Source organism: Lentibacter algarum, from assembly GCF_018860975.1.
Taxonomy (GTDB): Bacteria; Pseudomonadota; Alphaproteobacteria; order Rhodobacterales; family Rhodobacteraceae; genus Lentibacter; species Lentibacter algarum_A.
In genome coordinates this window covers 794,168-820,280 of the sequence record NZ_JAHKQI010000008.1, presented here as the reverse complement: position 1 = coordinate 820,280, position 26,113 = coordinate 794,168, and the positions used below count along the sequence as shown (strand labels likewise).

The window sequence follows — 26,113 nt, the reverse complement described above, 5'->3', positions numbered from 1 at the left end:
TATTTGCTTAGATTTGAAGAAGGCGAGGGCATTATAAGGTTATTTGATAAAATCTTTCGTCAAACTCACCTGTCTGGTTTTGTTGCCTATAGGAAACTTTGTCCCTAAAACTCGAACAACAGCCAAGGAGAGCGTCATGACAGCCCGCGAAACAAGAGCCAACCTGCAAGTTGACACGCATATTCTGCGCTTGGTGGAAGAGGCTGTGCTGCCCGGCACCGGTATCGAGGCCGACGTATTCTGGAGCGGCTTTGCAGCAATGCTGGAAAAGCTCACGCCGAAAAACAAAGCACTGTTGGCGAAGCGCGAAAACCTGCAACAAAAAATTGACGATTGGCATGTGGACAACCGCGAAAAGCCCCATGATGCAGAGGCTTACAAGGCATTCCTGATGGGGATAGGTTACTTGCTGCCCGAGGGAGAGGCCTTCGAGATCGAGACAGAAAATGTCGACCCCGAGATCGCGTCAACACCCGGCCCGCAGCTTGTGGTTCCGATCACCAACGCGCGCTATGCGCTGAATGCGGCCAATGCCCGGTGGGGGAGCCTCTATGACGTGCTCTATGGCACTGATGCCTTGGAAGGCCCACAGCCGAGCGGCGGGTTTGATAAAGAGCGCGGCAAACGTGTGGTGGAGCGTGCGCGCGCATTTCTTGATGAAACATTTCCGGTGAACGGCAGCAGCCATGCCGAGGCGACCGGATATCAGGTGCAAAACGGCGCGCTGCTTGTGAACGGGCAACCGCTTGAACAGCCTGCGCAATTTGCCGGCTACCGTGGCGACACAGCCGCGCCTGATAGCATTTTGTTTGTTAACAATGGCTTGCATGTCGAGTTGGTGTTTGACGCTTCACACGCTATTGGCCGCGACGACCAAGCTCATCTGGCCGATGTTCGGCTTGAAAGCGCGCTCTCGGCGATCATGGATTGTGAAGACAGCGTTGCCTGCGTTGACGGTGAAGACAAGGCGCAGGCCTATAGCAATTGGCTGGGGTTGATGAAGGGTGACTTGCAAGAGGTGATCAGCAAGGGCGGGCGCGAAACCACCCGCCGCCTTGCAGACGACCGCAGCTTTACCGCGCCCGACGGCAGCGCGCTGGTGCTCAAAGGCCGCGCGCTCATGTGGGTGCGCAATGTCGGGCATCTGATGACCAATCCAGCAATCCTGATGCCCGATGGCAGCGAGATATTTGAGGGCCTTATGGACGCCGCGATGACCGTGATGATCGCCATGCATGACCTTAAGCGTGAGAGCGGAAATTCGGTGCATGGCTCTGTTTACATTGTAAAACCCAAGATGCACGGGCCTGAAGAAGTTGCCTTTACCAATGAGATCTTTACAGCCGTCGAAGGCTTGCTCGGCTTGCCTGCAAACACTGTCAAAATTGGCATCATGGATGAAGAGCGCCGCACGTCTGTGAACCTCAAGGAGTGCATTCGCGCTGCCAAAGCGCGGGTGGCTTTCATCAACACCGGTTTTCTTGATCGCACCGGTGACGAGATACACACCTCGATGGAAGCAGGGGCATTTGCGCGCAAAGACGAGATCAAAGGCAAGGGCTGGATCGAAGCCTATGAGGCGCTTAATGTCGACATCGGCCTTGAATGCGGGCTTTCGGGCAAAGCGCAGATCGGCAAGGGCATGTGGGCGATACCTGACCAGATGGCTTTGATGCTCGAGCAAAAAATCGTACATCCGAAAGCAGGCGCGAATTGCGCTTGGGTTCCTTCGCCAACAGCGGCGACACTGCATGCACTGCACTATCACGCGGTTGATGTATTTTCGGTGCAAGATCAGCTTAAAGCAGGCGGACGGCGCGCGCGAGTTGACGGATTGCTCGAGATACCGCTGGCGGAGTCTGCTTGGTCAAAGGATGAGATCAGCCGCGAAGTGCAAAACAACTTGCAGGGCATCCTCGGCTATGTGGTGCGCTGGGTTGATCAGGGCGTCGGCTGCTCAAAGGTTCCTGATATCAATGACATAGGCTTGATGGAAGACCGCGCGACCTGCCGGATTTCTGCGCAACATGTAGCCAACTGGCTTCATCACGACGTTGTTAATGCCCAAGATGTGATGGCCGCTCTGCGCAAAATGGCTGAAGTTGTTGATGCTCAAAATGCCGATGATCCGCTCTATGAGCCAATGTCGCCAAGCTATACAGGGCTCGCCTTTCAGGCCGCTTGTGATCTGGTTTTCAAGGGGCGCTCACAACCGTCGGGCTACACCGAGCCCGTTTTGCATGCGCGTCGGCGCGAGTTGAAGGCCGCGCGGGCAAAGGGCCACTAAGCTGCGCTTAAAAATGCCCGATGTCGCGTAGGAAGCTCGTCAAAATCCGGGCGTAGGCCTCCGGCTGTTCGATACAGGGAAGGTGTCCGGCATTGCGCATCAACTCAAAGCGCGATCCAGGAATGAGCTCTGCGGTTTCGCGCACCAGATCGGGCGGGGTCGCCCCGTCTTCACTGCCGGCAATGGCCAGTGTCGGCAGGCGCAGGCCTGAAGTTGGCGTGATAAAGTCGGTGCCGGCAATAGCCGCACAACAGCCGATATATCCGTCTTGTGGCTGCCGTTCCATCATGTGCTGCCAAGCAAGCATATCACTGGTCTGGCGGAAGGGTTTGGAAAACCAACGCTCCATTGTTGCGGAAGAAATGGACTTGATGCCGCCGGTCTCTATCGCCGCGATCCGCGCGTTCCACATGTCGCGGGTGCCGATCTTGGCGGCGGTGTTTGACAGCACCATAGCGCGCATCAGATCAAGCCGCTTGGCAGCAAGCCCTTGTGCGATCAACCCGCCAATCGACAGGCCGATAAACACACAGTCTTTGACGCCAAGGTGATCAAGCAACTGCTCGGCATCGCCCACAAGCGTGCCCATTTTGTAGGGGGAAGGCGGGGCCTCCGACAGCCCGTGCCCGCGTTTGTCATAGCGGATAATGCGCAAACCTGCGGGTAAACTCGCCACGACCGCGTCCCAAATGCGAAGGTCGGTTCCAAGCGAGTTGGCAAACACCAGAGGCGCGCCGTTGTCAGGCCCGTCAACGCGATAGTGCAGCATTGCGTTGTTAAGATTTGCTATGTGCATAACTTTATTTTTCTCTTAATATTCAGAGCTATCGTTGCCATCGTTCATGTGGATATGTGCGATGATCTGGCCATGATCAGAGGCCAATTTGTTGTAAGGTGCTTCGGGGTGCGAGCCGTCGGTAATGTGATCATTGAACACAGAGAAATACTCCATTTCACCGATCTGGCCGTCACTGTCAGCTAGGAAGTGATGCGACATAAATATCTGGTCGATGGACTCATAAACCCCGCCGAAGGCCGATGTATAAACCATGTCACGCAGGGACTGTTTCACAAACAGCTTCTCGGCCGAGTGCAGGCGCATCCGTTCGACATCACCGCGAATTTGCAGGTTTTCCTCGGCTGTGTAGCGGTCACCATAGTGCTTGGCGTTGTGGCGCAACATCCATTGGTAGTTCTTGAACGGCACCTCACCGGCGATGATCTCGGAGCTGACAGCATGTTCGCCATCGTTAAAGTCGCCCATCACCATGACGGGGTTGCCAGCTTCAAGCTCGGCGACGATCTCGCGGCGCAAAACCCAAGCTTCAGCCATACGCCGTGTCGCGGCGCGCATGCTGCCAAGGGCGCGCGAGACCGCGTCATATTGCGTCAGGTCTTGCTCGGGGGCAAAATCAGCGCCGGCAGGCACGATGTATTCGCCGAGTTTTGACTTGAGGTGGCAGTTGAACACCGTGACAACCTGTTCGCCAACGGGCACCTTAACTTTCAAGATAGGCCGTGACAGGCGCCGGATGCTAAAGAAACCTGCCTCGCCGGCATCAAGCCCGCGCAGGGGTGCAAAGGGGATGACAAGCGGTTCGGGCAGATCTTGAATGATCACTGGTGACTCGGCAAAGCCGAAGCGTGACACCACAGCAATGCCGGGGCGGCGCTCGCCGGGCTCGCCAGTGTCAGCGGCGTTTGCTGCGAAGGCTAGTTTCGCGTCAGCATAGCCGCTCACTCCGAGCTTCCGGAAAATGGCGCGGCGATGGTAACGTTTTGATTTATCAGGAATTGTCGCGGCATTTAGCGCTTCCGAGCGGGTGTTAACCTCGCTCAAAACCGAGGCGAGCGCATCTTCCTCGAAGATCTCTTGAAAGCAGACAATATCGGCGTCCATCGACAGCAGTTGATCTGCGAGCCAGTCTTCCTTCCAAGCGTGCTCTTCGGGCGTGTATTCTTGGAATTTGTAGTATTCCTTGTTGGCGCCGATCAGGTTTTTGACGTTGAAAGAGGCAATGGTAAAACGGGTCATGACGGGCCTTTGGTTGAGGGTTTGCGGCATGGTCTGCTGCCGTGTGAGCTGTGTCAACCGCTCACACCGCGCTCACAAAGTTGAGAGAGCCTGCGCGAAGATGTCAGCGTCGACATTGCCGCCGGTGCACACAGCGATCAGGTTCGGCGCGTCGCTTGCGTTAGGGTGAAACAGCGCCGCCGCCAGGGCAACAGCGCCGCCGGGTTCAACCACGATCTTGAGCCGCTGATAAGCCAGTGCTGCGGCTTTGAGCGCTTCGGCCTCGCTGACGACAACACCCGCGCCGCACAAACGGTGCATTATGGGGAAGGTCAGCTCGCCCGGAGCGGGGGTGATGATGGCATCACAAAGCGAGCCGGTGAGCTTGTCGTTGTGCTCGATTTTGCCGGACTTGAGAGATCTTGCAACATCGTCAAACCCTTCAGGTTCACAGGGGCGGGCGGTAAAGCCGGGCGCGTCCGCCTCAAGCGCGAGGGCGATTCCCGAGGTCAACCCGCCGCCGCCACAGCAGACATAAACATCAGCGTTTTCAACGCCTTGCGCCTGCGCATCTGCTGCGATCTCAAGCCCGCAAGTGCCTTGTCCAGCGATAACGAGAGGCTCGTCATAAGGCTTGATCAGGGTCAGCCCACGCTCCCGCGCAATCTTGTCACCCAGTGCGTCGCGATCCTCGGAGGCACGATCATAGAGCACCACTTCAGCACCAAGAGCGCGTGTGTTCTCGATCTTTAGTTTTGGCGCATCCGACGGCATGATGATCACCGCAGGCACACCATGCATCTGAGCGGCGTAGGCCACGCCTTGCGCGTGGTTCCCTGACGAAAAAGCGATCACACCGCCGGTGCGTTTGGCTGGGTCTAGCCCCGTCAGAGCCGACCAACCGCCGCGGAACTTGAACGAGCCGGTATGTTGCAAACACTCGGCCTTCACGAACACCGGCTTGCCGGCGATTTCGTCCAGAAACGGCGAGTTGAGCAGAGGTGTGCGGCGCGCGTGGCCTTCAAGGCGAGCGGCCGCAGCGCGGATCATTTCGATGTTCATAGCTGGTCAATCCATTGCTTGAGGGCTGCGAGCGCCTCGGGTTCGTCCAAGTAAGGCACATGCCCGCGATCAGCAACTTCGGCCGCGATCATCTGTGGAATTGCGGTCTGCATTTCAGCGAAGGTTTCAGCGCTTAGCAAGTTTGAGTTGGCCCCGCGTAGGGCGCAAAGCGGCAGCCCTTTGAGTGCGTTGAAGAAAGGCCAGAGATCAACCGGATCAGACTCAAGCGCCGCATGAACACCTTGTTGCAAAGCCGGGTCATATGTCAGTTCGAGGCCCGCGTCTGTCTCGTGATAGAGGCGGACAATTTCCTCGCGAAAGCGGCTTAGAGGGACGTTGTCAAAGCCTTGCGCGAGGTCGGGCCAGACTTCAAGAAGCGCGGCGTAGCTCTTGTGGGAGGGCTTTTTGCCGATGAACGTTCCGATCCGCTCAAGGCCGACCTGGTTGAGCACCGGCCCGATATCATTGAGCGCAACACCAAGCAAACGGGCAGGGGCCATTGCGGCGATCGTCATGGCGATCAGCCCGCCGCGTGACGTGCCAAGAATGCCCGCCTGCCCAATGTCGAGGTGATCAAGCAGTTCAAGCACATCACCTGCCTCAACGAGCGGCGTGTAGCTGGCCGGATCGGCCCAATCCGAGCGCCCGCGCCCGCGATAGTCAAGCCGGATCAGGCGGACGCCTTCAAGGTGCGGCGCCACAAAATCAAAGTCGCGGTGCGTGCGCGTCAGCCCCGCAAGGCAGACAATGGGCGTGCCTTCGCCTTCGTCGGTGAAATACAAGCGCAGCTTGTCGGACGTTACAAACTCAGGCATTTGCAGCAATCAACTTTGGCAAGGTCGATAAATCCGTCAGCTCGTGGTGCGGTGTGCCGGGCAGGCGGTCAACCGGCAGGCCGAGCCGGTTCACCCACGCGGTACGAAAGCCGTAAGCCGCAGCACAGCCTGCGTCCCAGCCGTTTGAAGACACGAACAGCACTTCGCTTTTGCTGACGTTCAGCTCGGTTTCAACAAGGTTGTAGACTTTGGCGGAGGGCTTGAACACGCCGACGCTTTCAACAGACAGGTTCGCATCCAGCAAGTCTGTCAAACCCGCCGAGCCGACCGCGCCTTCAAGCATCGCAGGGGAGCCGTTAGAGAGAATCGCGGTGGTTAACCCCTTGCTTTTCAAGGCGCTCAGCATTGTGGGCACTTCGGGGTAGGCCGACAACTCGAAGTAGAGCTGCAACAGCCGCTCGCGCAAAGCCGCGTCGCCCGCCAGGCCGCAAGCTTCAAGCGCCCAATCAAGCCCGTCTTGGGTAACTTGCCAGAAATCACAGTGATCACCGGTGACGGCGCGCAGCCAAGTGTATTGCAACTGTCTGTCGCGCCAATGCATAGCCAGCGCTTGCCAATTGCCCTCAAGCGCCGGAAAGGCGGGTTCGCTGGCAGCTTCTCGCGCGGCTGCTGAAACGTCAAATAGTGTGCCGTAGGCATCAAATACGCAGGTGGTGATTGGCATTATCGCTTCCCCAAAAGTGACTGACGCAAGCTTGTCTTGCAGCGCGCCAAAGGTCAACAGCGGTGATCGGTTTGCATTCTGGAAAGAGCCTGCGTAGGGTCTTGGGCGATCCAAAACCTGCGCTGGTAGTGCAGGTTCGTAAAGCAACTTTCCAACAGAACAGGACATTTTTATGAGCGAAGTCAAATCGGGCGATACCGTAAGTATTCATTACACAGGCACATTGGCCGACGGCACGGTGTTTGACTCTAGCGAAGGCCGCGATCCGCTTGAGTTTGAAGTCGGGTCAGGGATGATCATCCCCGGTCTTGACGTGGCGCTGCCAGGCATGAAGACCGGCGACAAAAAGAAAGTCGAGATCGACAGTGAGCAGGCCTATGGCCCCGTGCATGAAGAAGCCCGCCAGACTGTGCCGCGCTCCGAGCTTCCTGACGAAATCCCGATGGAGGTCGGCGTGCAGCTGCAAGCCAAAAACGAGCGCGGTGAAGTTATGCCTCTGACAATTGTCGAGGTGAACGACGACACAGTGGTGCTAGACGCCAATCACCCGCTGGCAGGCAAAGACCTGACTTTTGATATCGAGCTTGTCTCGATCAGCTAAGGTGCGAAACAACGCAAGCTTAAGCCGGGCTCACAAGCGAGGCCGGCTTTTTTGTGTCGCTGCGGTTGAAACAAATCTCACGTATCCCTCGCAAAACCTTGATTGGTTATTGCAGAGCCATCGCGCTAGGAGGGTGTAAGACATTTGATCGGAGACAACCTATGTGGCGCAGCCTAGCCTTGACCGTGATGTTCCTCGCCGGACTGACAGCACATGCAAATGCTGGCAGCACACAGGCGATTGTGGTTGAACTTTACACCTCCCAAGGCTGCTCAAGTTGCCCTCCGGCTGACAAATACCTGACCGAACTGGCCGCGCGCGACGATGTGATCGCGCTTGGCCTGCATGTCGACTACTGGGATTACATCGGCTGGAAAGACGTGTTCGGCGCGCCCGCTTACGCCGAGCGCCAGCGTGCCTATGCTCATGTTGCTGGGCGCCGTTCTGTTTATACGCCGCAGATGATCATTCAGGGCAATGAGCATGTTGTCGGCAACCATGCGCAGGATGTGAACAAGCTGATCAGACGCTATCAGACAGCGAAGCCGCCCGTGACGCTCGCCGCCCAACGAGACGGGCGCAAGCTGCTTGTTACGGCCCAAGCGCAGGAGGGTGTGAAAACCGGAGAGGCGACCGTGCTTTTGGTGCGCTATGTGCCGTCGGAGACAACCCGCATCAAACGCGGAGAGAACACCGGCAAGAGCATCGCTTACGCCAATATCGTGCATGAGCTTAAAGTTGTTGGGAAATGGAACATGCACAAGCCGCTCTCGCTGTCGGTGCGCAGCGCGCCTGACATGAAAAGCGCTGTGATCATTCAGCGCGCGGGTTTTGGGCCAATCCTGGCTGGTGTGCGGGTTGACTAGGCTTCACTCTGCAGGCTGAAACCCGACGATCAGTTGCCGCAAGCCAAAAGCGGCACCGGCAAAAATCGCGGCGAAGGTGACTGGGGCAGAGTAGCTGAGCGTCGAGAACCCCGACAGCCCTTGTCCGACAGTGCACCCCATCGCGACAACAGCCCCGGCCCCCATGAGCGCGGCACCGGCGATCTGGCGCTTGAGTTCGCGTGGGTCTTCGCAGGCCTCCCAGCGGAAATGCCCCTTGATCAGTGATCCGATAAAGGCCCCAAGCAACACGCCAAAGACTGAGCCAACAGCAAATGTCGGTGCGCGGGCGGAAGCGGTCATGGTATAGACCAGAGCTTCACCGATCGGTGCAGAGAAACTGTGTGAGACAGGGGAGATGGCCTCAAAGCCGTTCTGGGAAATGTAACCGCTCGCCGCCCAGCCCGAAACGATTGCGACACCGACAATCCCCCCCCAAAAGGCGCTGCTAGGTTTGGAGCGCAAGTCCGGTGAGGCGAGCGTCAGCAGGATTATCAACCCGCCGACGAGCATGCCAAGCGTAGATGCGCTCAGCCCCGCAAACCCTGACAACGCTTGCGCAAAGCCCTGCGGCGTCGTGGTGTCAACCTGTTCGAACACCAAGACACGCAGGCCTGCCAACGGCCCGGAGAGCACGGCATAAGCGCTCACGCCCATCACCAGAACCAAAACAAAAGCGCGCATATCTCCGCCGCCAAGCCGCGCAAGCGCGCCAAAACCGCAGTTGCCGGCAAGGGCCATCCCGTAGCCAAACATCAAGCCGCCAAGCACCGAGGCCAGCGGCATCCAGCGGATCGAGAGGTAAATGCTTTGCTCGATGTTCACCATGCCCGCAGCACCGAGCCCATAAGTGCCAAGCACAGCAACGCCGATCGCCAGCCACCACATGCGCAACCGTAAGCCGCTGTTCCCATAGAGGAAATCTTCAATTGCGCCCAAAGTGCAAAACCGCCCGAGGCGGGCGGCGAGGCCCAGAAGAACGCCGCCGAACAGACCGGCGAGCATCATGAGTGTGCTTTCCGATACCGTATCAAACATGCCGCGCTTCTCCCTCCCTCAGTCTCCTTTTAGCGGCGCTCTCCTCTGCGCCGTCAGCACCTTTTGGCTAGTTGCAAAACATATCGTAGACCAGCTCAAGAATGCGCTTGGGCCGATCGTCAGCAAGCCGATAGTAGATAGCCTTGCCTTCACGTCGTGGTGTCACCAAACCTTCAAGCCGCAAACGCGACAACTGCTGGCTCACCGCCGCCTGACGGGCTGACAGCAACTCTTCAAGCTCGGTCACCGACTTTTCGCCGGTCACCAAGTGACAGAGGATCATCAACCGCCCTTCATGGCTGACAGTTTTGAGAAAATTGGACGCGTTCGTTGCGTTTTCCATGAAACGGTCACGCTCGTCATCTGTCAGCTCTTCGCTGAATTGGGGAAGTCCCATGTCCTGTCCTCTTAAATCTGCTCTGGCCCTGAGCCGGTCAATCTGGCGTGTCGGTATAAGTGGTGTTAGCCTTTAGCATCATATCAAGCAGCCCCCAAAAGAAATCTTCTCCGGGGTAGCCCTCGATGCGGGCAAGCTCTGCACCATCTTCGATGAGTATGAATGTTGGCGTGAAATTCACCCGCCGCGCATAAGTGACGCCTTCAGGCGGCCCTTCAAACAGATCAGCACGCCGCAACGGTGCAAAGGCCCCCTCGGTGGTTTTCGGGTAGATCGGCGCAATTGTCTCGTTCCACTCGCGGCAATAGTGACAGCCCTTTTGTTCAACCATAATTAACTCGACCGCAAAAGCGGGGAGGGCGGCAAAAACGCCAAGCCCGAGCGATATGATAAGGGCGCGCAACATGGCCGTATCCCATTGACTGTTCTGTAACACTCAACATAATCTGAATATGTAATATGTTCAAGGAACCGGACTGATGATGGCCGAACTGACATACTGGGGCGCAGCCCTTGCCGGACTAGTGGCGTTTTTCACGCCCTGCATTTTGCCAATGGTGCCGTTTTACCTGAGTTATATGGCGGGCATCTCGATGTCTGAACTGCGCAGCGACGGCGAGATCACCCCGGGCGCGCAAAAACGGCTTGTCGTCTCGGCGATCATGTTCGCGCTGGGTGTGACCACGATATTTATGCTCATGGGCCTCGGCGCCACGGCACTGGGGCAGGCCTTTGCGCAGTGGCGCGATGTCTTGCGCTATGTCGCCGCCGCGGTGATCTTCCTGTTCGGGCTGCACTTTCTCGGAATCATCCGCATCGGCTTTCTCTACAGAGAGGCGCGTATGGAAAGCAAAGCCGACCCCTCGACAGTTTTTGGCGCTTACCTCATGGGGCTGGCTTTCGGCTTTGGCTGGACAGCTTGTGTTGGCCCCGTGCTGGCGACGATCCTGATGGTCGCCTCCGGAATGGGCGAGCTCTGGCGCGGCGCGCTCTTGCTGGCATTCTTTGGCCTCGGGATGACACTGCCTTTCGTGGTCGCGGCGGTGTTCGCAAAACCCTTCCTCGCAGCAATGGTGCGCTTTCGTGCCTATCAGGGGCATGTCGAAAAAGTTATGGGTGCGATGCTGGTGCTTTTCGCGATACTGATCGCCACGAACTCTGTTTCGGTCATCGCCAACTGGATGATCGAAGTTATGCCAAGCTTCCAGAAACTCGGATAAAGGACCACGATATGAAACGCATATTCACACTTCTTTTGACATTCAGCCTCGCTTTGCCGCTGTTCGCCGCCACTATGGGCGACGACGGGCTGCACAAAACACCCTGGATGCGCGACACTTTCAAGGACCTTCGCGAAGACCTTGCCGAAGCCAATGACGAGGGCAAGCGGCTTGCGATTATCATTGAGCAACGTGGCTGTATCTATTGCAAAAAGATGCATGAGGAAGTCTTCCCCGACCCCGAGGTTGCGGCCTATATCAAAGAGAACTTTTTCTTTGTGCAGATCAACATGTTCGGTGATGTCGAAGTCACCGACTTTGACGGGCAAACCCTGCCGGAAAAGGAAATGGTTCAAAAATGGGGGGCGTTGTTCACCCCGATGATTCTCTATTTCCCGCAAGAGGTGCCTGAAGGCAAAACCGCAACCCAAGCCGCTGTTGCGCAAGTTCCCGGAGCATTCGGAAAGTGGACGACGCTCAATATGCTCACTTGGGTCAACGAAAACGGCTATGAGGGAGACGAGCCGTTTCAAAAGTATCATGCGCGTATGCTGCAAACACAGATCGCGGAATGAGCCGTAAATTCATTTCTATGAATTTGTTGTTGCGCCGATACGGGGGCTCTACTACGGTGAACAAAGCGAACCTTGCCGTCAACGCGAGGTGCCAAGGGAGGAAACATGAAACTAACAACACTTACAGTCGCAGCAGCGCTGACCGCTGGCGCTTCTTTTGCCGAAACCGTCGCACCTGCTGACGTGGCATTCACCGAAGATGGCGCAGTCGAAATGTCGCTTACCGGAGTCGCGGGCAATGCCGAAGAGGGCAAGGCCATTATGACATCCAAGAAGCGCGGCAACTGCGTGGCTTGTCACGCCTCTGAGGCCTATGCCGATGTGTCGTTTCCTGGCAACGTCGGCCCCGCCCTTGATGGTGTTGGCGACCGCTGGAATGAAGCAGAATTGCGCGGCATCCTAACCAACTCGAAACTCACATATGACGGCACGATCATGCCGGCTTACTACAAGGTTGACGGCTTTATCCGCCCCGGCAACGCCTATACTGGCAAAGCCGCAGAGGGCGCACTTGATCCGCTGCTTGCTGCTCAAGAGATCGAAGATGTTGTCGCCTTTCTAATGACCCTCAAAGAAGAGTGAGCAGGCTTCGCGCCGCACACTTCAACCGACACTTAAGGAGAGAAATATGACCTTCTCACGACGTGACACATTGGCCCTTGGGGCAGGTGCAGTTGCTTTTTCATTCATGCCGTTTCAGGTTAGTGCTGCTGCCGACGAAGCCATCGCTGCGTTCACTGGCGGTGCAGAGGTTGCCGAAGGCGGCATCACCCTGACTGCACCGGAGATTGCCGAGAACGGCAACACTGTGCCTGTCAGCGTTGACGCGAGCGGCGCGATGTCGATCTTGCTGTTGGCAACTGGCAACCCGACACCAGGGGTTGCGACATTCAACTTCGGCGAGCTTGCCGGTTCGCAGAGCGCATCGACACGTATGCGCCTTGCTGGCACGCAAGACGTTGTTGCCATTGCCAAAATGGCAGACGGCAGCTTTGCGCGCGCGGCTTCAACCGTAAAAGTAACAATCGGCGGCTGCGGCGGCTAACTCAGGAGAATATGACATGGCAGATGGTGTAAAACCCCGCGTCAAAGCGCCTAAAAAGGCAGCAGCTGGTGACGTTGTCACGCTGAAAACCCTGATCAGCCACAAGATGGAATCAGGCCAGCGTAAAGGCAGTGACGGCAACTTGATCCCACGTTCGATCATCAACCGCTTCACCTGCGAGTTTAACGGTAAGTCAGTCATTGATGTGACGCTCGAAGCCGCGATCTCGACAAACCCTTACTTCGAATTCGAAGCAACCGTGCCAGAAGCCGGTGACTTCAAGTTCACATGGTATGACGATGACGGTTCGGTCTACGATGAAACAAAGTCGGTCGCGATCGGTTGATCGCCGATCTCAAGATCAACAATGCATAGCACCTTGCCCCGAAAAGAAGGGCAGGGCGCTTTCCAAGGGAGGAAAAGCATGAACTTCAAGACAATGTCCCTGATCAGTGCTGTCGCGCTCGCTCTGCCAACACTTGGTATGGCCGACGCCGATGATGACACGCTGGTTATCAACGAAGAAATCGAAATGACGACCAAAGCCGCAGCGCCTGCCCACTTGGACGGCGCTTTGGGTGACAAAGTTATGTCAGGTTGGCACTTCCGCTCGGACGAAACGCAAGCCATGGAAATGGACGACTTTGACAACCCCGGCATGCTCGGTGTCGAAGATGGCGAAGTGATCTGGAACACGGTTGAAGGCTCTGAAGGCAAATCATGCGCAAGCTGCCATGGTGAGTCTTCCGAGATGGCCGGTGTCAAAGCGACCTACCCCAAGTGGAATGACGGCGCTGAAGAAGTCCGCACCTTGCAAATGCAAGTCAACGACTGCCGCGTAAACCAGATGGGCGCAGAAGCCTATGGATACGACAAAGGCGGCGCTCTTCCGTTGGAAGCGCTACTTTCGTCAGTGTCGCGTGGCATGCCAGTGAACGTCGCGATCGACGGCCCGGCCCAGTCTACTTGGGAGCAAGGCAAAGACATCTATTACACACGCTTTGGGCAACTCAACCTGAGCTGTGCAAATTGCCACGAAGACAACTACGGCAACATGATCCGCGCTGATCACCTCAGCCAAGGCCAAGTCAACGGTTTTCCGACTTACCGCTTGAAGAACACCAAGCTGAACGGCTCACACAGCCGCTTCAAAGGCTGCATCCGTGACACACGCGCCGCAACATTCAACCCGGGTAGCCCCGAGTTCGTGGCACTTGAGCTTTACGTGACAAGCCGCGGCAATGGCCTGTCAGTCGAAGGCCCTTCAGTCCGCAACTAATCCAAGCGAAGGCCCGTGTCATTCTCTGGCGCGGGCCTTTTTCCCATTTAACGCATTAGGTTTTGTGCATGTGTTGCACCAATAATGCCCAGCGAAAAGGCCCTCAGCCATGATCTCACGTCGCGATTTTTTGCAGGTTTCAATGGCCGCATCGGCGCTCTACGGCGCAAGTGGTTTTGGCAATTGGGGCCGGCTTGCCGCCCAACAAACCCTGACGCAAGATCAGCTGCTCGAATTCGAAACATTCGGCAACGTAAGCCTCATTCACGTCACCGACATTCACGCGCAGCTCAAGCCGATCTACTTTCGCGAGCCGAGCATTAACCTCGGTATGGGCGACAACAAAGGTGCGGTGCCGCACATCACCGGCGCTGACTTTCGCAAGGCCTACGGGATATCCGACGGCTCGCCCTCGGCCTATGCGCTCACATATGATGACTTCACCTCGCTGGCGCAGGGCTATGGCCGCGTTGGCGGGCTTGACCGTATGGCAACAGTGATCAACGCGATCCGTGCTGACCGCCCCGATGCGCTGCTGCTTGACGGCGGTGACACATGGCACGGCTCGATGACCTGCCACAAGACCGAAGGCCAAGACATGGTCAACGTTATGAACGCACTTGCGCCTGACGCGATGACCTTCCACTGGGAATTCACCCTCGGCTCCGAGCGGGTCAACGAGCTGGTTGAAAGCCTGCCGTTTACCTCGCTTGGCCAGAACATTTTCGACGCCGAGTGGGACGAGCCCGCAGAGCTGTTCAAACCTTACAAAATGTTTGAGCGCGGTGGTGTGAAAGTCGCTGTGATCGGGCAGGCCTTCCCCTATATGCCGATCGCCAACCCGCGTTGGATGTTCCCCGAGTATTCCTTCGGCATCCGCGAAGACAACATGCGCGAGATGGTTGCAGAAGTGCGCGGCAAGGGGGCCGAACTTGTTGTCCTGCTCAGCCACAACGGCTTTGACGTCGACAAGAAGATGGCTTCAAATGTTGACGGTATCGACGTGATCCTCTCGGGTCATACCCATGACGCTTTGCCCGAGCCTGTTCTCATCGGCAAAACGCACATCATCGCCTCTGGCTCTAACGGCAAGTTCGTCAGCCGGATCGATCTTGATGTGCGTGATGGCGAGATGAAGGGCATTAAACACAAGCTCATCCCGATCTTCTCTGACGTGATCACGCCCGACGCGGATGTTGCCAAACTGATCGATGCTCAGCGCGCGCCTTATGAGGCGGAGCTTAAAGAGGTGATCGGCAAGACCGAGAGCCTGCTTTACCGTCGCGGTAACTTTAACGGCTCATGGGATGACCTGATCTGTGACGCGCTGATAAGCGAGCGCGAGGCCGATATTGCCATGTCACCCGGCGTGCGTTGGGGGCCAAGCATTTTGCCCGGTCAAGAGATCACCCGTGAGGATATCTGGAACGTGACGTCTATGAGCTACGGCGAGGCCTACCGCTCTGAAATGACTGGGGAATTCATCCACACGATCTTGGAAGATGTGGGCGATAACCTGTTCAACCCCGATCCATACTACCAGCAGGGCGGCGACATGGTTCGTATCGGCGGCATGGGCTACAAGATCGACGTGAGCAAACCGCAGGGCGAACGGATCACCGACATGACCCTGCTTAAGACCGGTGAAAAGATTGACCCAGCTAAAACCTACGTTGTGGCTGGTTGGGCGAGTGTCAATGAAGGCACCGAAGGACCGCAGATATGGGATGTGGTGGAAGACCACATCAAAAAACAAGGCACGATCAAGCTTGAACCGAACAACTCGGTGCAAGTCACAGGTGCATAAAGCAAATGCGCTCGCAGGTATTGCGGGCGCTTATCGCTGCTGTCGCGCCATAAAGGCCAACCGTTCAAACAGGTGCACGTCTTGTTCGTTCTTCAGCAACGCGCCGTGCAGTTTTGGTAGGGCATTGGCCCCGTCACGCTTGAGGTCTTCTGGCGAGAGGTCTTCGGCCAGCAAGAGCTTCAACCAATCGAGTACTTCGGAAGTCGAGGGCTTCTTTTTCAACCCTGTTTGCTCGCGTATCTCGTAAAACTGCGTCAGTGCCGTTGTGAGCAGGGCTTCCTTGATGCCGGCATGGTGCACTTCAACGATTTTGCGCATAACGTCAGCATCCGGAAAGCGGATGTAGTGAAAGAAACAGCGGCGCAAGAACGCGTCCGGCAGTTCTTTTTCGTTGTTTGAGGTGATGATGATCACAGGGCGGTTCTTGGCCTTAATGGTCTCGCCGGTTTCGTAGACATGGAACTCCATCCGGTCGAGCTCTTGCAGCAAATCGTTGGGGAACTCGATGTCGGCTTTGTCGATTTCGTCAATCAGCAGCACGACCCGCTCGTCGGCTGCAAAGGCCTCCCAAAGCTTGCCGGGTTTGATGTAATTGGCCACGTCATGCACACGCTCTTCGCCTAGCTGGCTGTCGCGCAAACGACTCACCGCATCATATTCATACAACCCTTGCTGCGCCTTGGTGGTTGATTTGATGTTCCATTCGATCATCTTCATACCAAGTGCGCTGGCCACCTGCCGCGCAAGCTCGGTTTTTCCGGTTCCTGGCTCGCCTTTTACCAAAAGCGGGCGTTCAAGCGTGACCGCAGCATTGACCGCTGTTTTAAGGTCATCTGTGGCGATATAGGCGTCGGTTCCGTTAAATTTCATCTTGTGCGAGGTCCATCTGATCACTTTTTCAGCGGCAAACCTACCTGAGACAGGTTTTCGCCGCAATGCGATGTTATCGATAGTTTTAGGGTAGTGACAAACCTTTATTAGGGGAGTATCAGCGCGCCATAGGGAGCGCGAATTGAGCAATTGATGTGAGCAAAGCGCGTGTGGAAATAAAGGAAAGTACAATGAAAGCAGAGGTTTTTCTGCCTGATGACTACCGCCCCGCAGAAGATGAACCCTTCATGAACGAGCGCCAGACCGAGTACTTCCGCCGCAAGTTGAACGGCTGGAAAGAAGAGCTCCTTGAAGGCAGCCGCGACACCATCGAGGCGCTGCAAGAGGGCACGCGCAGTATTCCGGATGTCGCTGATCGCGCCTCAGAGGAAACCGACCGCGCTCTAGAGCTGCGCACCCGCGATCGCCAGCGCAAACTTGTCTCCAAGATCGACGCCGCGCTGCGCCGCATTGATGAAGGCGAGTATGGCTATTGCGAAGTCACGGGCGAGCCTATTTCGCTCAAGCGTCTTGATGCACGGCCAATCGCGCAGATGAGCCTTGAAGCGCAAGAGCGCCACGAACGCCGCGAAAAAGTTCACCGCGACGATTGAGGCCATGATCACAATCAGACATACCAAAGCGCCGGGTCACTCCTCGGCGCTTTTTTGTTGGAGCCTGTATGCTTGAGACCCTGAATATCACCATCATCGGCGCCGGTATCGGCGGGCTGGCGGCGGCACAGGTGCTGGCCACGCGTGGCGCGAAGGTGACGGTGCTTGAACAGGCTTCCGAGGTTTCCGAAGTCGGGGCAGGGCTGCAAGTCTCGCCAAACGGCTTGGCGGTGTTACGGGCGATGGGGCTTGAGCAGCCGCTGGTGAGCAGCGGGGCGGTGCTGGCTGAAAAGATCTGGTTGAAAGACTACCAAGGCGCTGGCGTGCTGCCGCTCGATCTGGCCAAAACCCCTGAGCAAAAGTATTACTTCCTGCATAGATCTGACCTGATCAATGTCTTGCTTGACGGCGCGCGCGAGGCCGGCGTTGAAGTTCTGCTCTCCCAACAAGTGAAAGCGGTGCAAAACGGGGGGCGCCCGACTGCAACACTTGCTGGCGGTGCAACGCATGAAGCTGATCTGATCATCGGGGCCGACGGCGTGCATTCTGTCGTGCGGGGCGCGCTCAACGGGCCGCAAGAGCCGTTCTTTACCGGCCATGTCGCATGGCGGGCCGTGGTGCCAAACAGCTTCGGACGGTTGAACGACGTGCAAGTGCACATGGGCCCCAAGCGACACCTCGTCAGCTATCCGTTGCGCGGAGGCAAAGAGCTTAACCTCGTGGCTGTGCAAGAGCGTGATCAATGGCTTTCGGAGAGTTGGTCACAGCAAGATGACCCCGCGAACCTGCGCGCCGCCTTTGATGACTTTGGTGAAGATGCAAGGGCGATGCTTGCAGAGGTGCAAGCCGTTCATCAATGGGGGCTGTTTCGCCACGACGTCGCCGCGCGCTGGCAAGATCAAGGCCTTGCGCTTTTGGGAGATGCCGCTCATTCAACCCTGCCTTTCCTGGCGCAGGGGGCCGTTATGGCGCTGGAAGATGCCTGGGTGCTTGGGCAGTCGCTTGAGGGGGCTGGCAGCTTGGAGCAGGGCCTGCAAGCCTATCAATCACAGCGCATCACCCGCACAAAGCGCGTCGTTAAAGCCGCGACAGGCAATGCTTGGAAGTATCACCTAAGCTTCCTACCAATGCGTTTTGCTGCTCATACGGCGCTAAGGCTTGGAGGGCGCGTGGCCCCGAGTTTAATGCTCAAGCAGTTTGACTGGCTCTATGGGCACGACGTGACGCAGAGCTAAGAAGCCTAGCCGTTTTCGCAGCCAATTCCGTCGTTGTCTCGATCAAGCCCATAGATATCTTTCCCGATGACGCGCACGGGGCCGCGCACATATGCTGGCCCGTTGCCCGAGCCGCTGGCGCAGTCGACATCCGAGGCGATGGGGACGCAGGCTCCTGAATAATTGGGGTCACACGGGGCTGCTGATGCAGGGCTTATTACGGCGCTTGTGAAAGCGCAGAAGATCAAGAAGTGTCGCATCCTCTCAATATAGTTAACAAGAGGTTAACGTCTAGGTTTCGAGATTAACTAATTTGTAGGGCAACAAAAAAACGGGCGCACAATTGCACGCCCGTTGGCTGGACCAAATCGAGATTGTCTTACTTCAAAATCGAGCGGCCTGCGTATTGCGCTGTTTCACCGAGGACTTCCTCGATGCGGATCAACTGGTTATACTTCGCCAACCGATCAGACCGCGCCAGTGAGCCGGTTTTGATCTGGCCACAGTTTGTGGCAACAGCCAAGTCGGCGATCGTTGCATCTTCGGTCTCGCCCGAGCGGTGGCTCATCACGTTGGTCATGCCCGCGCGGTGCGCCATGTCGACGGCTTTGAGCGTTTCAGACAGCGTGCCGATCTGGTTGACCTTCACCAGCATCGAGTTGGCGCAGCCTTGGTCGATGCCCATTTGCAGGCGCTCGGGGTTTGTCACGAAGAGATCGTCGCCCACCAGCTGGATCTTTCCGCCGAGTTTGTCTGTCAGGGCTTTCCAACCTTCCCAGTCATCTTCCGAGCAACCGTCTTCGATCGAGATAATCGGGTAGTCATCACAGAGCGCGGCAAGGTAGTCGACATTCTCGGCAGGCGAGAGCGATTTGCCTTCGCCTTTGAACTCATACTTGCCGTTCTCGAAGTATTCTGTCGCCGCGCAATCCAAAGCGAGGTAGATGTCTTCACCCGGTTTGTAGCCCGCTTTTTTGATCGCGTTCAAAACAAAATCAAGCGCCTCGCGGGTGCTGGCAATGTTTGGCGCAAAGCCGCCTTCGTCGCCGATACCGGTTGAAAGGCCAGCCGCCGTCAGCTCCTTTTTCAACGTGTGGAACACTTCCGCACCCATGCGAACAGCCTCGCGAATGTTGGTCGCGCTGACTGGCATGATCATAAATTCCTGGATGTCGATAGGGTTGTCTGCGTGCTCGCCGCCGTTGATGATGTTCATCATTGGAACGGGCAGGGTGCGCGCCGAGGTGCCGCCGACATAGCGAAACAGCGGTTGGCTGCAGTAATCGGCAGCGGCTTTGGCCACAGCGAGCGAGACACCCAAAATCGCATTGGCCCCGAGGCGGGATTTGTTGGGCGTTCCGTCAAGCTCGATCATCGCGGCGTCAATGGCGACTTGCTCGGTGGCATCAACACCAACCAAGGCTTCGGCGATCTCGCCGTTCACAGACGCACAGGCCTCAAGCACACCCTTGCCCAAGTAGCGGCTCTTGTCGCCATCGCGTTTTTCGGAGGCTTCATAGGCACCGGTTGACGCGCCCGAAGGCACAGCCGCGCGGCCCATCGTGCCATCTTCCAAGATCACATCAACTTCGACAGTCGGGTTGCCTCGGCTGTCGAGAATTTCGCGGGCGTGTATGTCGATGATCGTGCTCATGGCGATGTCCTTGCATAAAGAGAAGTCGTGCAAGGTCTTAGCGCCCTGACACGGGGGCGCAACCTCTGTAGCGCTAACATGAGCTTTTATAGAGCTGTCTGCGCCTCAACTTTGGCCAATTGCCGCTCGCGCAGGAAGGTATAGAGGCCAGAGCCGATCACAATCGCAGAGCCGAGGTATGTGAGCGCATCAGGGGATTCGCGAAAGAACACAGCGCCAAGGATGATCGAGAAGATCAGCCGTGTGTAGCGAAACGGCATGATCGACGCCGTGTCACCGGTGCGCATGGCAGCGACGATCATGTAGTATCCAACCACGCCAAAGCAGATAGCCGCGAGGATGTAGCCAAGCTCGAAGCCGGCCAAAGCCCGCGGCGCTGCAGAGACAGCCAATAGTGCGGGGCTGGCGATAACCAACGACAAGAAGCCGTAAAACGACACCACTGTTGAAGAGGTGCCTTCAGGTATCAGCCGTGTCAGCAAGTCGCGTGCCGCAATGGCGAACACTGTTATGATCACAAACAATGAGGCCGGTTGAAAGCCTTCAAACCCCGGGCGGATGATGATCAAAACACCGATGAACCCAACAATGATCGCGCTCCAGCGCCGCCAACCAACTTGCTCGCCCATGAACAAGGCCGCGCCGAGGGTTATTGCCAATGGTGTAGCTTGAAAAACGGCAGCAACAGTCGAGAGCGGCAGTAACGAAAGCGATGTGATGAAGAACAGCGCGGCGACAGACTCTGACAGGGTGCGCCAGATGAGTGCCTTGGAGAATGTGTTCTTGGCAATCACGTTTTCGCCCTTGCGCAGAGCCAAAAGGAAGAACACCAGCGCGCCGCCAGCGCCAAGCATCAGCAGTATCTGCCCACGCGACACTGTTCCTGACAGGGCTTTGATAAACGAATCCTCGATCGCAAAAGCCGCCATAGCCAAAGTGATGAGGAGAATGCCGCGAAGATTGTTCATGAGAGATCCGAAAGTGTTGCTATTCGTCTGTCTGCCTATTGGCAAAAAGGTGCAAGCAAAATGCGCGTTAGCTGTCTTTCTTTAGCGGCACACCGTAAAGCTCAAGCCGGTGTCCCTTAAGCTCATAGCCGAGCTTCTGGGCGATCTTCTCTTGCAGGGCTTCGATCTCGGCATCGACAAACTCGATGACTTCGCCGGAGGTCATGTCAATCAGGTGATCATGATGCTCGCGTTTGGCGTCTTCGTAGCGGGCGCGCCCGTCGCCGAACTCCAGCTTGTCGAGTATTCCGGCCTCCTCAAAGAGCTTCACCGTGCGGTAAACCGTGGCAATAGAGATACCATCATCAAGGGTTGAGGCTCGCCCGTATAGCTCTTCGACATCGGGGTGATCTTCACTGTCTTGCAGAACGGCCGCAATGGTGCGGCGCTGGCCTGTCATGCGCAAGCCCTTGGCTTCGCAACGCTCGATGATGGTTGTTGTGTCGTTCATCTTCGCCCCACTAACATACACCGCCGAATCTAGCGAAATCCGTGCTGCTTTTCCAGCCTATAGATGCAGTGTTCCGCTCATAACTAGGCACGCTGCGCCCGAAATCGTCACGCCCTCGGTGTCAGCCCCAAGGCCGATCTGCGAGGGGCGGCCCATGTCTTCGCCCTGCAAAATGCTGAGGTCAACCGGATCGCCTGACAGCTTCACCAGCAAAGCTCCGAGTGCCGCGCTGGCCGAGCCGGTGGCCGGGTCTTCGGGCATGTTGTCAAGCGGAGCGAACATCCGCGCATCAACGTGGTTGCCCTCTCGCACATAGGCAAACTGGGCAAAATCAAGCGCGCCTTCATGCAGAGCAGCCCCTTTGCGAAAGGCCGTTATGTCAGTCACACAGCGCGCCAAGGCTTCTCGGGTCTTCAGCTCTGTGATCGTGAAAGGCAGGCCAACAGATGCCAACACCGGCGTGTGCGTATCAACCCTGATGTCATCACCGCTCAACCCCAATGCTGCCGCCACAAGGGCAGGGTCCGGCTCGGCCATAATGCTCAGCGGAACCGGCGTGTGAAACTCGGCGCGCTCGGCTGTGGCCTTGGCAACAATCGGCCCAACGCCTAGCTCAAGCACCATGTCAGGCCCAGCCCCCGCCTGTGCTAAGGCAACAGCGGTGCCGATCGTCGGATGCCCCGCGAAGGGGATCTCCATCGTCGGCGTAAAAATCCGCACGCGGGCAGTGTGCGCAGAGGCAACGGGCGGGTACAAAAACACCGTCTCCGAGAAGTTGAACTCCCGCGCGATCTTTTGCAGCGTGGCTTCAGGCAGCTCTTGGGCGTCATGGATAACAGCCAAAGGGTTGCCGCCAAAAGGCGCATCAGAGAAAACGTCAAAAACGGAATACCGCGTCATCACATCAAGTCCGGCTCGCGGCCAAACCGGTTGGCAACACGGGTGACAGTAAGGCCCTGAACGACGATCGAGAAAATCACGATGATGTAAGTGACGGCCAGGACCATCGGCTTCCACTCGCTGTCAGGCAGGGACAGCGCCAGCGCAACCGAAATACCGCCCTTGAGGCCCCCCCATGTCATGATCGGGATCACCCCGTTTGAGAAAGACCGAAACGGTTGCAACATCAACACCGGCACGGCCACAGCAGCCAGCCGCGCAAAAAGCGCCAGCCCGATAGAAACGATTCCCGTGACCACAAAGCTGGTTTCAAACGCCACAGCAAACACTTCAAAGCCGATGAGCAAGAACAACACGGCGTTGAGAATCTCGTCGATCAGCTTCCAGAAAGCCTCAACATACTTGCGTGTCTCTTCGCTCATCCCGTGTTTTGAGCCGATATCACCAATGAACAACCCGGCACAAACCGCCATGATCGGCGCGGAGGCGTGCAGATAAAGCGAGATCTGGTAGCCGCCGAAAGCCAACGCGAGGGTGATCAGAACCTCAAGCGAGTAGTCGTTGATCCGTCGCATGAGGCGAAACGTCAGCCAACCGAGCACAATGCCGAGGACGGCGCCGCCGACAGCCTCTTGAAAGAACAATTGCGCCGCAGCCGCAAGGCCGGTGTCGTGATGGTGTGTGGAGGGAAACGCCAAGCCCACAAGCACCAGAAACACCACATACCCAACACCGTCGTTGAACAGGGACTCGCCGGCGATCTTTGTTTCAAGGCTCTTGCGCAAGTTGGCCTCGCGCAAAACGCCAAGCACGGCAACAGGGTCAGTCGGTGATATCAGCGCGCCAAACACCAGCGCGATCATGATCGGCGCACCAGTCAGCCACGAAAACCCGAACCCGACGATCACAGTCGAAAGCGCCACACCCATCGTCGCCATCAAGAAAACAACGCGCCACTCTGTCTTCAGATCAGAGAGCTTCACATGCAATGCGCCGGCAAAGAGCAGCAGCCCCAGCATGCCCTCAAGCAGCGCATCCGAGAAATCAATACCAAGGATAAACGAGCGCATTTCCTCGGCTATTGTCAGCTGCGGCCAAATCAGATCGGTGCCCAACACGACGAAAGATGCAAGCAATGCCACAACCAGAATGCCGATGGATGCCGGGAGTTTGAGGAAGAGATAGTTGATCGCCCCGAAAGCGGCCGCCGTTACGATGAGCATCGACGTAATTTGTAAAATATCCATGTGCCTGCCTGTTTGTTCGCGCGCGTGATGACCCCGCCTAACACGGGCGCAAGCGCTTTTCCAGCACGGCGCTTTACGGCTTGACCTTGCCAGCGCTACGCGACCAGATGCGCACATGCAAAGACGTGATCAAATCGACAAAGCCGGCGCCATAGCCCTTACGGCTTTCGCCATCGTCCTTGGCTTTAACCAAGTGGTGATAAAGGTCTCCAATGCGGGCTTTCAACCGGTGTTTATGGCTGGCTTGCGTTCGGTTCTGGCGGTTGTCGTAATGCTGGCGTGGATGCGCTATCGGCGCATTTCGCCCCGCATTGATCGCAAACACTACAACGCAGCAGGTCTTTTAGGCCTTCTGTTCACCGCCGAGTTTGTCTGCCTCTATCTGGCGCTTGATTTCACCAGCGTGTCGCGCGCTTCGATCATCTTTTACTCGATGCCGGTATGGCTCACCCTCACGGCGCATTTTACGCTGCCGGGTGAGCGGCTCACCCCCGCGCGCGGCTTGGGGCTTGTGCTGGCGATGGCGGGTGTCGTGTGGGTTCTGGCTGACCCGTCCGGCCAACACGCGAGCCTGAAAGGGGACTTTCTCGCACTTGGTGCTGCGCTCACTTGGGGCGGTATCGCGCTGGTTCTGCGCCTCAGTTCTTTGGGGCAGGAGCCGCCCGAAGTCGGCCTGTTCTGGCAGCTCTTTCTCTCGGCGCCGTTGCTTTTGCTGCTTGCACCGCTGTTCGGCCCGTTGGTGCGGGAGCCGCAGCTCATTCACTATGCGGGCCTCGCCTTTCAAGTGCTCGCCGTTGCCAGCTTTGGCTATCTGATGTGGTTCATGCTGCTCAAAATTTACCCCGCGTCCGGCGTGGCTTCGTTCAGCTTCCTGTCTCCGGTCTGCGGCGTGGCGCTCGGCTGGATGTTTTTGAATGAACCTATCGGCGCCGAAATCATCGGCGGGCTTGTTCTTGTTGCCGTCGGCCTCGTGTTGATCAACCGGCGCTAAGTGCTCTAGCGCGTTCGGGTCATCAGCATGTAGCGCTCACGCGGTTCAAATCCGGCCTTCCGGTAAAGCCGCTGCACGCCTTCATCGGCGCGGTCAACTTCAAGGTGCAACGCTTTGACACCATGCTCGCGCAGTGCCGGAAGCAGCGTCATCAAGACTTCACTGCCCATGCCTCGCTTGCGCACTTTCTCACGAATGAAAAACTCATCAATCATTCCATCAATTCCGCCCATCTCGACGGAATATCCAAAGGAAACAACAATATAGCCAACTGGTGCCTTGCGTGGGCCGATCAGGTAGCAAACGCCCTGCGGGATACCTTCAAGCAGCGGTTGCAACGCGCCTAACCGCGCTTCATAGCTCATCTCGATACCTTGGTGAGCGTGGAAGCCCTCTACAAGTGGCAAGAGCTTCTCAAGGTCATCAACCTGCGCAATGTGTAGCAGTTTCATAGCCGTGCCAGCCTTTCTGTGAGCAGCGCAAAAAAGCCGTCAGCGTCGACGTCGCCGATGAATGTTGCGTTGGGCTTGCGTTCCGTAACACGCCACCAATCTGCGACAGTCATGCCAAGGGTCAGCTCCGAAACGGTTTCGATCTCGACATTGATATGCCGCCCGGTGAAAAGCTCGGGCTTAAGCAAATACGCCGTTACGCAAGGGTCGTGCAAAGGTGCCCCCGACGAGCCGTATTTCTCTTTGTCAAAGCGCTCAAAAAAATCGGTCATTTCCGCAACGGCCAGCCCGACAGGCGTGCCCAGGGCGCGAAAGGCGTCATTGCGCGGCTTGGTGACAAGCGCCTTATGTGTGACATCAAGCGGCATCACCACAATCGGCGCACCGGCCTCAAACACGATCTTGGCGGCATCAGGATCAACATAAATGTTGAACTCGGCGGTGGGGGTGATGTTACCACCCTCAAAATACCCGCCGCCCATGAGCACGATCTCTTGCACGCGCGCAGCAATATCGGGCGCTTGGTCAAAGGCTTTTGCGACATTCGTCAGCGGCCCAAGCGGGCAGAGCGTTACGGTTCCAGAAGGTTCAGCGCGCAGGGTTTCAATAATGAAATCAACGGCATGTTGGCTTTCAAGTTGCATCACAGGGTCGGGTAACACTGGCCCGTCTAACCCGGTCTTGCCATGCACATGCTCGGCGGTGACAAGCTTGCGTTTCAGCGGTGCGTCACAGCCTGCAAACACGCGGACTTCCGGCTTGCCGGCCAACTCGCATACAATGCGTGCGTTCTTTTGCGTCAGGGCCAGCGGCACATTGCCCGCAACACAGGTGATTCCGAGCACCTCAAGCTCGTCAGGGCAGGCGAGGGCGAGCAGAATGGCCACGGCGTCGTCTTGCCCCGGGTCGGTGTCGATGATGATCTTGCGTGGCGTGCTCATGGCTGCTCCTTTTTTGCAGACAGTGGCAACAGTTGCGCCCCTTGTCCACCGCAAGCCGCCACG

At 57.1% G+C, this 26,113-nt stretch carries 29 protein-coding genes; 13 read left to right on the top strand and 16 right to left on the bottom strand.

Annotation, left to right across the window (positions count from 1 at the left end; all coding sequences use genetic code 11):
- Positions 1 to 136 precede the first annotated feature (136 nt).
- Positions 137 to 2,287: a malate synthase G gene (locus KO498_RS13430; RefSeq protein WP_215960386.1), complete on the top strand. Its 2,151-nt coding sequence runs from the start codon at positions 137 to 139 to the stop codon at positions 2,285 to 2,287.
- Positions 2,288 to 2,294: 7 nt separating this feature from the next.
- Here the strand turns inward: KO498_RS13430 and pcaD are convergent, their stop codons facing one another.
- From pcaD to KO498_RS13405, 5 genes are all read right to left on the bottom strand, one after another.
- Positions 2,295 to 3,083, bottom strand: a complete 789-nt coding sequence (gene pcaD / locus KO498_RS13425; protein ID WP_215960385.1) for a 3-oxoadipate enol-lactonase — start codon at positions 3,081 to 3,083, stop codon at positions 2,295 to 2,297.
- A 15-nt stretch (positions 3,084 to 3,098) separates the two neighbouring features.
- Positions 3,099 to 4,322 (bottom strand): endonuclease/exonuclease/phosphatase family protein, encoded by a 1,224-nt coding sequence (locus KO498_RS13420; protein ID WP_215960384.1) that lies wholly within the window; start codon positions 4,320 to 4,322, stop codon positions 3,099 to 3,101.
- 72 nt (positions 4,323 to 4,394) lie between these two features.
- A complete protein-coding gene (locus KO498_RS13415; protein ID WP_215960383.1) occupies positions 4,395 to 5,363 on the bottom strand; it encodes a threonine ammonia-lyase in 969 nt (322 codons plus the stop codon).
- Positions 5,360 to 6,178 (bottom strand): alpha/beta fold hydrolase, encoded by an 819-nt coding sequence (locus KO498_RS13410; RefSeq protein ID WP_215960382.1) that lies wholly within the window; start codon positions 6,176 to 6,178, stop codon positions 5,360 to 5,362. The genes KO498_RS13415 and KO498_RS13410 overlap by 4 nt, the downstream gene beginning before the upstream one ends.
- Entirely contained in the window at positions 6,171 to 6,863 is a 693-nt protein-coding gene (locus tag KO498_RS13405; protein ID WP_215960381.1) for a haloacid dehalogenase type II, read from the bottom strand. Before KO498_RS13405 ends, KO498_RS13410 begins: the two co-directional genes overlap by 8 nt.
- A 172-nt stretch (positions 6,864 to 7,035) precedes the next feature.
- Between KO498_RS13405 and KO498_RS13400 the strand changes: the two genes are divergently transcribed.
- Positions 7,036 to 7,464 carry an FKBP-type peptidyl-prolyl cis-trans isomerase gene (locus KO498_RS13400; protein WP_215960380.1) on the top strand — a complete coding sequence of 143 codons (429 nt, stop codon included), beginning with the start codon at positions 7,036 to 7,038 and terminating at the stop codon, positions 7,462 to 7,464.
- Between the two features lie 161 nt (positions 7,465 to 7,625).
- Positions 7,626 to 8,330, top strand: coding sequence for a DUF1223 domain-containing protein (locus tag KO498_RS13395; RefSeq protein ID WP_252731409.1), 705 nt, complete (start codon positions 7,626 to 7,628; stop codon positions 8,328 to 8,330).
- A 3-nt stretch (positions 8,331 to 8,333) separates the two neighbouring features.
- Here KO498_RS13395 and KO498_RS13390 read toward each other — a convergent pair whose 3' ends face one another.
- From KO498_RS13390 to KO498_RS13380, 3 genes are all read right to left on the bottom strand, one after another.
- Positions 8,334 to 9,386, bottom strand: coding sequence for a YeeE/YedE family protein (locus tag KO498_RS13390; protein ID WP_215960379.1), 1,053 nt, complete (start codon positions 9,384 to 9,386; stop codon positions 8,334 to 8,336).
- 67 nt (positions 9,387 to 9,453) lie between these two features.
- A complete protein-coding gene (locus tag KO498_RS13385) occupies positions 9,454 to 9,783 on the bottom strand; it encodes an ArsR/SmtB family transcription factor (RefSeq protein WP_215960378.1) in 330 nt (109 codons plus the stop codon).
- A 37-nt stretch (positions 9,784 to 9,820) separates the two neighbouring features.
- Positions 9,821 to 10,189: a thioredoxin family protein gene (locus tag KO498_RS13380; protein WP_215960377.1), complete on the bottom strand. Its 369-nt coding sequence runs from the start codon at positions 10,187 to 10,189 to the stop codon at positions 9,821 to 9,823.
- 76 nt (positions 10,190 to 10,265) lie between these two features.
- Here KO498_RS13380 and KO498_RS13375 point away from each other — a divergent pair, with 76 nt between their 5' ends.
- From KO498_RS13375 to soxB, 7 genes are all read left to right on the top strand, one after another.
- Entirely contained in the window at positions 10,266 to 11,003 is a 738-nt protein-coding gene (locus KO498_RS13375; protein WP_215960518.1) for a cytochrome c biogenesis CcdA family protein, read from the top strand.
- Between the two features lie 11 nt (positions 11,004 to 11,014).
- Positions 11,015 to 11,578, top strand: a complete 564-nt coding sequence (locus tag KO498_RS13370; protein ID WP_215960376.1) for a thioredoxin family protein — start codon at positions 11,015 to 11,017, stop codon at positions 11,576 to 11,578.
- A 105-nt stretch (positions 11,579 to 11,683) separates the two neighbouring features.
- The gene (gene soxX, locus KO498_RS13365; RefSeq protein WP_215960375.1) at positions 11,684 to 12,160 is read left to right on the top strand and encodes a sulfur oxidation c-type cytochrome SoxX; all 477 of its coding nucleotides are present in this window, start codon (positions 11,684 to 11,686) and stop codon (positions 12,158 to 12,160) included.
- Positions 12,161 to 12,206: 46 nt separating this feature from the next.
- Entirely contained in the window at positions 12,207 to 12,623 is a 417-nt protein-coding gene (gene soxY / locus KO498_RS13360; RefSeq protein WP_215960374.1) for a thiosulfate oxidation carrier protein SoxY, read from the top strand.
- Between the two features lie 16 nt (positions 12,624 to 12,639).
- Positions 12,640 to 12,969, top strand: coding sequence for a thiosulfate oxidation carrier complex protein SoxZ (soxZ, locus tag KO498_RS13355; RefSeq protein WP_215960373.1), 330 nt, complete (start codon positions 12,640 to 12,642; stop codon positions 12,967 to 12,969).
- A 78-nt stretch (positions 12,970 to 13,047) separates the two neighbouring features.
- Positions 13,048 to 13,902 (top strand): sulfur oxidation c-type cytochrome SoxA, encoded by an 855-nt coding sequence (gene soxA / locus KO498_RS13350; RefSeq protein WP_215960372.1) that lies wholly within the window; start codon positions 13,048 to 13,050, stop codon positions 13,900 to 13,902.
- 109 nt (positions 13,903 to 14,011) lie between these two features.
- Positions 14,012 to 15,709, top strand: a complete 1,698-nt coding sequence (gene soxB / locus KO498_RS13345) for a thiosulfohydrolase SoxB (protein ID WP_215960371.1) — start codon at positions 14,012 to 14,014, stop codon at positions 15,707 to 15,709.
- A gap of 30 nt (positions 15,710 to 15,739) precedes the next feature.
- On the opposite strand, the gene KO498_RS13340 is transcribed toward soxB, so the two are convergent.
- Positions 15,740 to 16,579, bottom strand: a complete 840-nt coding sequence (locus KO498_RS13340; protein ID WP_215960370.1) for an AAA family ATPase — start codon at positions 16,577 to 16,579, stop codon at positions 15,740 to 15,742.
- A 191-nt stretch (positions 16,580 to 16,770) separates the two neighbouring features.
- Between KO498_RS13340 and dksA the strand changes: the two genes are divergently transcribed.
- Together dksA and KO498_RS13330 are read left to right on the top strand one after the other, a co-directional pair.
- Positions 16,771 to 17,193, top strand: a complete 423-nt coding sequence (gene dksA, locus KO498_RS13335) for an RNA polymerase-binding protein DksA (RefSeq protein WP_215960369.1) — start codon at positions 16,771 to 16,773, stop codon at positions 17,191 to 17,193.
- A gap of 68 nt (positions 17,194 to 17,261) precedes the next feature.
- Positions 17,262 to 18,428 carry an FAD-dependent monooxygenase gene (locus KO498_RS13330; RefSeq protein ID WP_215960368.1) on the top strand — a complete coding sequence of 389 codons (1,167 nt, stop codon included), beginning with the start codon at positions 17,262 to 17,264 and terminating at the stop codon, positions 18,426 to 18,428.
- A 358-nt stretch (positions 18,429 to 18,786) separates the two neighbouring features.
- Here KO498_RS13330 and eno read toward each other — a convergent pair whose 3' ends face one another.
- From eno to KO498_RS13300, 5 genes are all read right to left on the bottom strand, one after another.
- Positions 18,787 to 20,061: a phosphopyruvate hydratase gene (gene eno, locus KO498_RS13320; protein ID WP_215960366.1), complete on the bottom strand. Its 1,275-nt coding sequence runs from the start codon at positions 20,059 to 20,061 to the stop codon at positions 18,787 to 18,789.
- 86 nt (positions 20,062 to 20,147) lie between these two features.
- Positions 20,148 to 21,029 carry a DMT family transporter gene (locus tag KO498_RS13315; protein WP_215960365.1) on the bottom strand — a complete coding sequence of 294 codons (882 nt, stop codon included), beginning with the start codon at positions 21,027 to 21,029 and terminating at the stop codon, positions 20,148 to 20,150.
- A 67-nt stretch (positions 21,030 to 21,096) separates the two neighbouring features.
- Positions 21,097 to 21,519 carry a Fur family transcriptional regulator gene (locus KO498_RS13310; protein ID WP_215960364.1) on the bottom strand — a complete coding sequence of 141 codons (423 nt, stop codon included), beginning with the start codon at positions 21,517 to 21,519 and terminating at the stop codon, positions 21,097 to 21,099.
- A 57-nt stretch (positions 21,520 to 21,576) separates the two neighbouring features.
- Positions 21,577 to 22,419, bottom strand: coding sequence for a PhzF family phenazine biosynthesis protein (locus KO498_RS13305; RefSeq protein ID WP_215960363.1), 843 nt, complete (start codon positions 22,417 to 22,419; stop codon positions 21,577 to 21,579).
- The gene (locus KO498_RS13300) at positions 22,419 to 23,666 is read right to left on the bottom strand and encodes a cation:proton antiporter (protein WP_215960362.1); all 1,248 of its coding nucleotides are present in this window, start codon (positions 23,664 to 23,666) and stop codon (positions 22,419 to 22,421) included. The genes KO498_RS13305 and KO498_RS13300 overlap by 1 nt, the downstream gene beginning before the upstream one ends.
- 115 nt (positions 23,667 to 23,781) lie before the next feature.
- Here KO498_RS13300 and KO498_RS13295 point away from each other — a divergent pair, with 115 nt between their 5' ends.
- Positions 23,782 to 24,657: a DMT family transporter gene (locus KO498_RS13295; RefSeq protein WP_215960361.1), complete on the top strand. Its 876-nt coding sequence runs from the start codon at positions 23,782 to 23,784 to the stop codon at positions 24,655 to 24,657.
- A 5-nt stretch (positions 24,658 to 24,662) separates the two neighbouring features.
- Here KO498_RS13295 and KO498_RS13290 read toward each other — a convergent pair whose 3' ends face one another.
- Together KO498_RS13290 and KO498_RS13285 are read right to left on the bottom strand one after the other, a co-directional pair.
- The gene (locus KO498_RS13290) at positions 24,663 to 25,109 is read right to left on the bottom strand and encodes a GNAT family N-acetyltransferase (protein WP_215960360.1); all 447 of its coding nucleotides are present in this window, start codon (positions 25,107 to 25,109) and stop codon (positions 24,663 to 24,665) included.
- Positions 25,106 to 26,050: a nucleoside hydrolase gene (locus KO498_RS13285; protein ID WP_215960359.1), complete on the bottom strand. Its 945-nt coding sequence runs from the start codon at positions 26,048 to 26,050 to the stop codon at positions 25,106 to 25,108. The genes KO498_RS13290 and KO498_RS13285 overlap by 4 nt, the downstream gene beginning before the upstream one ends.
- Positions 26,051 to 26,113 lie beyond the last annotated feature (63 nt).